The sequence below is a fragment of the Janthinobacterium sp. LPB2021202312-11-4 genome (assembly GCF_037049705.1).
GTDB lineage: Bacteria > Pseudomonadota > Gammaproteobacteria > Pseudomonadales > Pseudomonadaceae > Aquipseudomonas.
In genome coordinates, this window is the sequence record NZ_JBAGKV010000025.1 from 88,644 (window position 1) to 97,549 (window position 8,906).

The following is an 8,906-nucleotide window of genomic DNA, read 5'->3' on the forward strand; positions in this document are numbered from 1 at the left end:
TCTGAATGACCTCCACGGCCGCTATTAGGCGCGAAGGGCGCTCTGGAAGGGGGTATGGATCAACTGGACTATCGTTCGAATTCACTCGGCTTTATCGCACCAGCGCGGTGGAACTTGACTGCGGGCTCGGCTGGGGCTGGAGCCATTCTCTGGCGCATCGTCTGGAGATCGATGGCGAACATGTCATCTGGGTCGACCATGAAAACCGTCGTACGACGTTTCCGCTGCCATCGGCCGAGCGTCCGACGATCCATAACAGCCTGTCACGGGCGGCGATTTATCTGGGGGATGAGCCACAAGAGCTGATCGTTTCACTGGCCGCAGAGACACCCAGGTGCTACCACTTCTGTAACGGGCGACTGACGGCAATCAGCGATGCCTATGGCAACCGGCTGCGCATCACCCGCGACCGTCACGATCGCATTCAACGCCTCGACAACGGCGTCGGGCGCTCGCTGTTGTTGTGTTACGAGCGCCGGCATCTCGTCACGATCGAGTATCAGACCTTTCACTCTGACGCTGAGATCGATGAGACCTGGCGTACAGAGCAAACGCTGGTTTCCTACCGCTATGACGCCCGTCATCGCCTGATCGAAGTGACTAATGCCGCTGGCGAAAGCGAGCGCTACGACTACGACGACCAGCACGTCATCCTGCAACGGCAACTCACCGGTGGGGCGAGTTTCTTCTGGGAGTGGGAAAGGTCCGGCAAGGCTGCGCGATGCATCCGACATTGGGCGTCGTTTTCGCAGATGGACACGAAGTACATCTGGGATGACCAGGGCGGCGTTGTGGTTAAAAACGTCGATGGCAGTGAAGAAATGTATGTCCACGACGACCGGGCGCGGCTGGTGCGCAAGGTCGAACTCGATGGCGGCGAACACCTTAAAGCCTACGACGATCACGGGCGGCTGATTGCCGAGCAGGACGCGCTCGGCGCGGTGACGGAGTACCGCTACGACGAAGTCGGACGCCTGGTGGCGCTGATTCCACCGCAAGACGAGCCAACGTCCTACGAGTATCGCAACGGTTTCCTGCATGCGCGGTGTCGCGGCGATGCGGTGTGGAAGTATCAGCGCAACGCCCAGGGCGACGTCATTGAAGCGACCGATCCTGATGGGCAGGTCACGCACTATTTCTACGATGCCCAGGGGCGTGTGCTGTCGATCCGTTACCCGGACCACAGTGGGCATGTATTCGTCTGGAACCGTTTGGGGCAATTGGTCGAAGAGACGTTGCCGGACGGCGGCAAACGACAGTTTTCCTACGACGTGCTGGGCCGAAGGACGACGCGCCAGGACGAACACGGTGCCGTTACCCGTTACCAGTGGGACGCCGTTGGCCGACTGATCCACACGACACTTCCTACAGGTGCCACCCGCGCGTTCAGTTACAACGCCTACGGCCAGATCACCGCCGAGCAAGACGAACTCGGCCGCGTTACGCGTTACGAATACGCCGACGATTTGCACCTGGTCAGTCGCCGGATCAATCCCGACGGCACGCAGCTCAAGTACCGCTACGACAACGCGCAGCTTCTTCTTACGGAAATCGAAAACGAATCCGGCGAACACTATCGGCTGGACTACACGCCCAACGGATTGATCCGACAGGAAACCGGCTTCGACGGGCAGCGCACGGCGTATGCCTACGACCTGAATGGCCAACTGCTGGAGAAAACCGAGTTCGGTGCTGACGGCTCGCAACTGATCACCCGCTACGAGCGCGATTCGGCCGGGCGCCTGTTGGTCAAAACCTTGCCGGATGGCATCAAGGTCCACTACCGCTACGACAGCCTTGGGCGCTTGGTCAGCGTCGAGGATGGCCACGACCATCCGCTGGAGTTCGAATACGACCGGCAAGACCGACTCATCACCGAGCACCAGGGCTGGGGCACCTTGCGTTATGGCTACGACGCCTGCGGCCAGCTCAACCACCTGCGCCTGCCGGACAACAGCAAACTCGACTACCACCACGCCAAGGGCGGCGCACTCAGCGCCATCGACCTCAACGGTTCGCGACTGACCACCCACCAATTCGAATTCGGCCGTGAGCGAAAACGCCAACAAGGCCTGCTGCTCAGCGAATATGCCTACGACGATCAGGGGCGTTTGAAGGCCCATGCTGTCAGCCAACAGCAACGATCGCTGTATCGGCGCGATTATGCCTACAGCGCCAACGGCAATCTCGACCACATCGCCGACACCCGCCACGGCCAGCGCAGCTATCAATATGACGCGCTCAATCGGCTGATCCGCGTCCGCCACTCCCGCGACCACCAACCGGAAAGCTTCGCCCACGACCCGGCGGGCAACCTGTTGATGCAGGACCGGCCGGGTGCGGCGAAGGTTTCGGGCAATCGTCTGCTGCTGCAAGGCGACCGGCATTACGACTACGACGCCTTCGGCAACCTGATCCGCGAGCGACGCGGCACCGCGCAAAAACTCGTCACCGAGTACCGCTACGACTGCCAACACCGACTGATCGGCGTCACCACCCCGGACGGGCGTTGTACGAAATATCGCTACGACGCTTTCGGTCGCCGCATCGCCAAAACCGTCGACGGCAAAACCACCGAATTCTTCTGGCAAGGCGACCAGGTCGTCGCCGAAAGCAGCCGCGAACATTACCGCAGCTACGTCTACGAACCCGGCACCTTCCGCCCACTGGCCATGCTCGACGGCAAAGGCCCGCGCAAGGCCTGCCCGTTCTACTACCAACTCGACCACCTCGGCACCCCGCAGGAACTGACAGATTACGGCGGCGAAATCGTCTGGGCGGCGAAGTACAACGCTTACGGCAAAGTCACCGGCCTGACCCATGGCGGCGGTGAACAACTTGAACAACCGTTGCGGTTTCAAGGGCAGTACTTTGATGCCGAGTCGGGACTGCATTACAACCGGCATCGGTACTATGATCCGGACATTGGCCGGTACCTGACGCCGGACCCGATCAAGTTGGCGGGCGGGTTGAATGGGTATCGGTATGCGCTCAATCCGACGGGGTGGGTTGATCCGTTGGGGTTAAATGATTGCCCGGGTGCGGATGGGTGTAAGCGGCCGGCGATTGGGGAGGAAGATCCGACTGGGAGGGTTGGAGTTAACGAGGGAGAGCCAAAGCTTCCATTACCGGAAAATGTTGACTGGACACCACATGGCTACAAGCACAGCCCGCAAAAAAACCTCACGTGGAAGGAGACAATCAATTCAACGAAGTCAGGTCCGGCCAAGTATAAACACGGCACAAATATTGAGACTCTAGAAAGAGAGGCTTATAAAAGTGGCACCCCTGCCACCAACGGGAAGCCATGGAAAGTGAAGGAATATGAGAGTGAAATCGGTGCAAGCGAGGGAAAGCCCAGCCGTTGGATACGTATTGAATTAAGCGCAAAAACAATCCATGGGCACCCGATTTCAGAAAACGAATTCAGGAGACTGGCAAAGTGATAGACCTGACCTTTATCAAGGGAAAAATCACTTACGATGATCTTTCCTCACTGGAAAATACCGATATTTACAACCAGATCGATTCCCTCAAAGAGGACCTGTTGCAAGTGGAATACCCCGAAACTTACTTACTTGATGTCGGCTGGTATCCCTCATTCGATATCAACGGCTCTTTTCACATCAGCGCTATCAAGGATTATGACTGGGGTGCACCACTATTTTTTTCAACAGCCAAGTCGGTTCACGCTCTCATGATGGAAATCACCGCAGCGCAAAGCTGTATTAGAAATAGCGCAATGGAAAATTGAAGAGATACAGATTTAATCAAATTAAAAAGCCCAACTAGCTGTTGGGCGTTAAATCGTCACCGCCCCACTCCTTAACTCGGCTCGCCCGACTCAGCCTCCCCAGCAGTATCCGGATCATCCTGCGCAAGCTTGTCTCGGCTCACCGAGTCCGTCGGTGAAGGCAGCGGATACTCCGGCGTTTCGTCAACATCAGGGCCTTTCGGATCAACGTTCATACAGCACCTCTCGAAGGGCCTGAAGAGCAGGCCCTGATCGTTCGAGGTTTTGGCTATCGAGGTGTTCTATTCGCTGGACGATCGGTCAGCCCGGGGTCAATCTTCGTCCGAATCTTCTTCCTCGTATTCGATGTTGCCCACGTCCCCCGCGTCGTCGGAATCATTGAGCGGCACCGTCGCGTCGTCCATCAGCGACCCTGGGTCTTCATTGCCCGGATCGTTGAGTTCGTCAGCGTCATCTTCGGTTTCAAACGTCATGGCACGCCTCATGTATTTCAGGGAGTGTATGACGTTCGAGGCGTCCAGCGACCAAACGTTCCAGAGCCCGACCCGCTGATACGAAAAACCCGGCGCCGGGCCGGGTTTCTGCTGTCGCGGGATCTGACGTTAGCGATGTTTGTTGTGGTGTTTGTGCTTATGACCCCCACCGGAATGGGAACTGCCGCTGTCGCCGCCCAGGTTGTTACCGACCGCGCCACCCGCCGCCGCACCCAGGCCTGCGCCGATGGTCGAACCGGTGGAGCCGCCCAAACTATGCCCAACCACCGAGCCGCCCGCCGCACCAATACCGCCGCCCACCGCAGCTTCGGTGCGATTGCCTTTGCGGGCGCCGACCGCACCGCCCGCTGCACCGCCGACACCTGCACCAATCGCGGCACCGGTGCTGCCGCCCATTTGCTGGCCGACCACGTTACCCAGTGCGCCACCCAGGCCACCGCCGACCGCCGCCGTGCCATCGCCAGCCGCCATCGCACCTTGAGCAACAACAAGCCCGAAAACCAACGTGAACACTGTCAATCGCATGATAGGCACCTCAAAATTTCCACATCAGGGAAAAAGCACGCGCCACCGATGCGACGCGCCATGGGTATATGAGTTTGGAGCCCTGAATGGGGGCATTCGTTCAGAAACGAAAAAGCCCGGCATCACCGGGCTTCTTGAACTGACCGCCAGGGTCAGTGACGCTTGTGGCCTTTGGACAGGTTAGTCCCTACCGCGCCGCCGGCTGCACCACCCAGGCCTGCGCCGATGGTTGCACCGGTCTTGCCGCCCAGGCTGTTGCCGATAACCGAACCACCCGCCGCGCCGACGCCACCGCCGATGGCCGCTTTGGTACGGCTACCCTTCGGAGCGGCAATCGCGCTGCCTGCTGCGCCGGCTACGCCAGCACCAATCGCGGCGCCGGTGCTGCCACCCATTTTCTGACCGACCACATTACCCAGCGCGCCACCCAGACCACCACCGAGCGCGGCAGTACCTTGACCAGCAGCCATCGCACCTTGAGCAACCAAAAGCCCCAGAACCAGAGCGGGCAGTGTTAAACGCATGACGAAAACCTCAAAAAAAGGGGGGAACGAAAGGGCCGAGATTGAATGCTTTAAAGGAGGCAAAGTCCAGGCAAAACCGGCTCAACCTCGCTATGGGCGACGGTTGGACAGCATTTATGGAAAAGGTTTTATGACAGGCAAAAAAAAGCCCGCTGGGGAAACGGGCTGGAGTACTGCTTTCTAACGGATGAGCTGAGACTACGTAGGACCTTGTGAAAAGTTTGTGAAAGGAAATCACCAAATATCTGTAGGTCATTTCCGAGTTTCCACCCGTCAAAAAATGAAGACCCCGCTCAATGGCGGGGTCTGTTCTGCTCACGGTTATTTCCTGGAAGGCGCTGCCACTTTGGGCAGGAATTTCGCCTTCGGCCCTCGAGGGGTCGTTGATTTGATCTTGCCGGTCTTGACCTGATCCTCGCCAAAGCCAGCCACATATTCAGTCTGGCCGCACTGCACACAATTGTTGATTGGAAACTCAGCCCCGTCGTCTTCGATATACGGATCAGCCATCTCTTCGCCCCTTTCAAAAGCAGGGTCGATACCGGCAAGCCCTTTTTTGCCTGGAAAATATCGACCACCAAGGCTTTTGAGACTAGCCGGTCATTACTGGACTTGTGATTCAGATCACCCCAGGCCCGACGAATGGCTTGTATCGCCACCGAAATATTTGATTACGAAATCGTGGATCACCACCGCCCCATCGCCCTCAAGAATTGCCATCCAAAGCCGTTGCCCTGTAGTCACTCGAAAAATCTCAAGGAAAGAGCCGTGAATATCAATGGATCGCCCCCCGCCGTTTCTTCTTCACTGACCTCGCTTAAAGACCTGCTGGTCCCGTCCGACAAGCCCCTTACCGCGACCCCACCGACCCCGATCACCGAGGCGATGAAAGAGGCGGCAAAAAAAGCGCATGACGCAAATCCGAACCAGGATGGGGTTATCTATCACCCCAGCAACCCGTCGCCGACCGGGCCCACCGCACCGGGGCCAGTTCTGGAAGTGATCGAAACCTGGATCGGCCGCACAGAGCCCACCAAAGATTTTCCGGCCGCCCAAGATCGACTGCTGGCCGCGCATAACAACCTCAAAGGTGTTTACACGCAGTTTCTGGACGACCTGAAAAGTATTGATCCGGATCTTGAGGAACAAGACTTCGGCTTCACCGTCGACCCGCAAGGCAATCTGAAAGCAACCTCGCCCAGTGGCTCGGTCAGCGCCGAGGACCTGGCGAAGCTTACCGACTACATGAACCGCTCCGACAACCTGAAAGACGCGGCCAACGAATACGCTAAAAGCTCCTTCGATTTTGTGAAAGAAGACCGGGAGTACCTGGGCACCGGCGGCTTCGTTCTGAACAAGGACAACTTCGAAAAAACCATCGACCTCGGCCAACTGTTTACTTATCAAAAGTCGGGAAACACGAAGATGAGCAACTATTTTTTCAATCAGGTCTACACCAAGGGCGAACGCGGCCCACATACGTTCTGAGCGGCCTGACCAGGCCCGGACGCTAGCGCGACGGGCCTGCTCGCAACTTGACCGCAGTCCCCGTCACACACACCATCACCTGCTCACGGCGCCTTGGATAAATACTCAGCCAACGCCTCAAACGCCGGCAAGGTAACGGGATCATTCGCCGAATTGCTGGCCACCGGATGCGACGCATATCGCACTACCACCATCTCGGCTTTCGGGTCGACGTAAATCCGCTGCCCATGCACCCCGCGCGCCATAAACGCCCCGCCCTCCTTGTTCGTCACCCACCACATCGAGCGGTAACTCCAGCCCTTGAGCAAGTCATAACCGGCCTTGGCGAAATCTGTTTTGTCACCGCCATGGCGAATGTCGTCCACCACCGCTTTGGGCACGATCTGCTGGCCATTGAACTTGCCGTCGTTGCGCAACATCTCGCCGAACCGCGCCAGGTCCCGCAGGCCGGTGTTCAAGCCGCCGCCGGCGAAGGGCGTCCCGATCGAGTCCACGGTGAAATAGGCATCCTGCTCGGCGCCCAAGCGGCTCCAGATGCGCTCCGACAATAACTGCGCGACGTTGCGGCCACTGGCCCGGGCGATGATCCAGCCCAGCACGTCGGTGTTGACGGTTTTGTAGCTAAACGCGCTGCCGTGCTCGCCTTGCAGTTGAACCGTCTGCAAAAACTCGTAGTAAGTTCGCGGGCCTTTGTAGTCCTTTGGCTTGGGCAGCGGGCTGCCGGCCTTGGCGTGGGCCCAGACCTCGGCGTTAGGGTCCGCGTAGTCTTCGCTGTATTGAAGGCCCGTGGTCATGTCGAGCACCTGACGCACCGTGGCGCTGCCAAACGCAGAGTTCGCCAGTTCGGGAACGTAATCGGCGACGTGCTTGTTCGCGTCGATCTGCCCCTGGGCCACCAGCATCGCCCCCAGCGTGCCGACCACCGATTTGGTGACGGACATCGCCGCGTGCTGGCCTTCCGGCTTCAGCACACCAAAGTAACGCTCGTAGACAATCTTGCCCTTGTGCAACACCACGATACCGTCGGTATAGGTGGCCGCGAGGGATTGATCCCAGGTCATCGGGGCTGTCGCGCCGAGCGGGGTGAAACTGATCGAATCGATGTCTTTACGCGGCGTCGACTCAAAAGGAACAGGCGCACCGAGCCCCCGCGAGACGTTGGTCGTCGGCATCAATTGACGAAAGTTCGAAACGCTCCAGCGCATGGCCGGGAACTGGAAGTAGCTGCCGTCTTCAAAGCGCACCGTGCGGTCGGCCGGTGGTGGCGAGCCAACCATCCAGCCAAGTTTGGCGGGATCACTGGCGTTGGCATCTGAGAAGGTTGTGGGGGTCGCGGCTGTCGCGAGTGGTGAGATGAAGCACATCAACAGCGCTAGACGATGGATTGGCATGGTGTCAAATCCGTTCGAGGGGTTGGCAGCTTATAACAGAAGAGGCGGGATTCGTCTCAAAGCCAGGCTTTTCGGGGGGATTGAAAACGTCGTACCCATAGTAGAGCCAAGTCCTACAAATCGTTCGGAAGTATGGACCTATCAGTGCGTGGCAACGATGCTTATAGTTTGAACGTCGCCCAAATGGCGATTCGGGTTTGGCGACCCGACGACGAAAGAGCAGAAGCCTCCAGGTTAATTTGCGGAGCGCTTCTGCGCGCAATAAGCTGCTCCATGGTAGCTGTGCGCGGGAGACCTTCAGGTCTGCCGGTTTTCCTTTTGTCCCGGTTCGCCAACCTGCGTACAGCCGCCACCTATTCGTTTGGCGACGAATGAGTGGTGGCTCTCCTTAATACATCTGGAGCATCACTCATGAATCAATATATGGCCCTCACCAGCAACGCCGACGACCAACCTACCCTGTTCGTCGATACCACCAAACCGTTACACATCCTGCTCGATGCCGCAGGCTACCGAATCAGAGCCGTCACCCAGGTCCTAGAAAACCTCGCGATGCGCGGTGAGATCATCAGTGACTCCGTCATCCTCAGCGATTTTGCATTGCTTTGTGCTATTCCACTACGGGATGGGTGTGATGTGCTGGATGTGATTGGACGGCGATTAGATAAGATGCCGGGATAATAAGAAATGGGCGACTATTAGGTTGCCCATTTTTGAAATAGACACTTAG

At 58.0% G+C, this 8,906-nt stretch carries 9 protein-coding genes; 4 read left to right on the plus strand and 5 right to left on the minus strand.

Annotated elements, in window-relative coordinates:
- Positions 1 to 5: 5 nt before the first annotated feature.
- Positions 6 to 3,446 carry an RHS repeat-associated core domain-containing protein gene (locus V5E99_RS23540; RefSeq protein WP_499804631.1) on the plus strand — a complete coding sequence of 1,147 codons (3,441 nt, stop codon included), beginning with the start codon at positions 6 to 8 and terminating at the stop codon, positions 3,444 to 3,446.
- Positions 3,443 to 3,754, plus strand: a complete 312-nt coding sequence (locus V5E99_RS23545) for a hypothetical protein (protein ID WP_499804632.1) — start codon at positions 3,443 to 3,445, stop codon at positions 3,752 to 3,754. The genes V5E99_RS23540 and V5E99_RS23545 overlap by 4 nt, the downstream gene beginning before the upstream one ends.
- Positions 3,755 to 4,065: 311 nt before the next feature.
- On the opposite strand, the gene V5E99_RS23550 is transcribed toward V5E99_RS23545, so the two are convergent.
- From V5E99_RS23550 to V5E99_RS23565, 4 genes are all read right to left on the minus strand, one after another.
- Positions 4,066 to 4,227 carry a hypothetical protein gene (locus V5E99_RS23550; protein WP_499804633.1) on the minus strand — a complete coding sequence of 54 codons (162 nt, stop codon included), beginning with the start codon at positions 4,225 to 4,227 and terminating at the stop codon, positions 4,066 to 4,068.
- Between the two features lie 129 nt (positions 4,228 to 4,356).
- A complete protein-coding gene (locus V5E99_RS23555; RefSeq protein ID WP_499804634.1) occupies positions 4,357 to 4,773 on the minus strand; it encodes a hypothetical protein in 417 nt (138 codons plus the stop codon).
- A gap of 152 nt (positions 4,774 to 4,925) precedes the next feature.
- On the minus strand, positions 4,926 to 5,243 hold the full coding sequence (locus V5E99_RS23560; RefSeq protein WP_499804635.1) for a hypothetical protein: 318 nt from the start codon (positions 5,241 to 5,243) through the stop codon (positions 4,926 to 4,928).
- A 375-nt stretch (positions 5,244 to 5,618) separates the two neighbouring features.
- A complete protein-coding gene (locus V5E99_RS23565) occupies positions 5,619 to 5,807 on the minus strand; it encodes a hypothetical protein (RefSeq protein WP_499804636.1) in 189 nt (62 codons plus the stop codon).
- 258 nt (positions 5,808 to 6,065) lie between these two features.
- On the opposite strand from V5E99_RS23565, the gene V5E99_RS23570 reads away from it, so the two are divergent.
- Positions 6,066 to 6,785, plus strand: coding sequence for a hypothetical protein (locus V5E99_RS23570; RefSeq protein WP_499804637.1), 720 nt, complete (start codon positions 6,066 to 6,068; stop codon positions 6,783 to 6,785).
- Positions 6,786 to 6,868: 83 nt separating this feature from the next.
- Here the strand turns inward: V5E99_RS23570 and V5E99_RS23575 are convergent, their stop codons facing one another.
- Positions 6,869 to 8,149: a serine hydrolase domain-containing protein gene (locus V5E99_RS23575; protein ID WP_499804639.1), complete on the minus strand. Its 1,281-nt coding sequence runs from the start codon at positions 8,147 to 8,149 to the stop codon at positions 6,869 to 6,871.
- A gap of 438 nt (positions 8,150 to 8,587) precedes the next feature.
- Between V5E99_RS23575 and V5E99_RS23580 the strand changes: the two genes are divergently transcribed.
- Positions 8,588 to 8,857, plus strand: coding sequence for a hypothetical protein (locus V5E99_RS23580; RefSeq protein ID WP_499804638.1), 270 nt, complete (start codon positions 8,588 to 8,590; stop codon positions 8,855 to 8,857).
- Positions 8,858 to 8,906 lie beyond the last annotated feature (49 nt).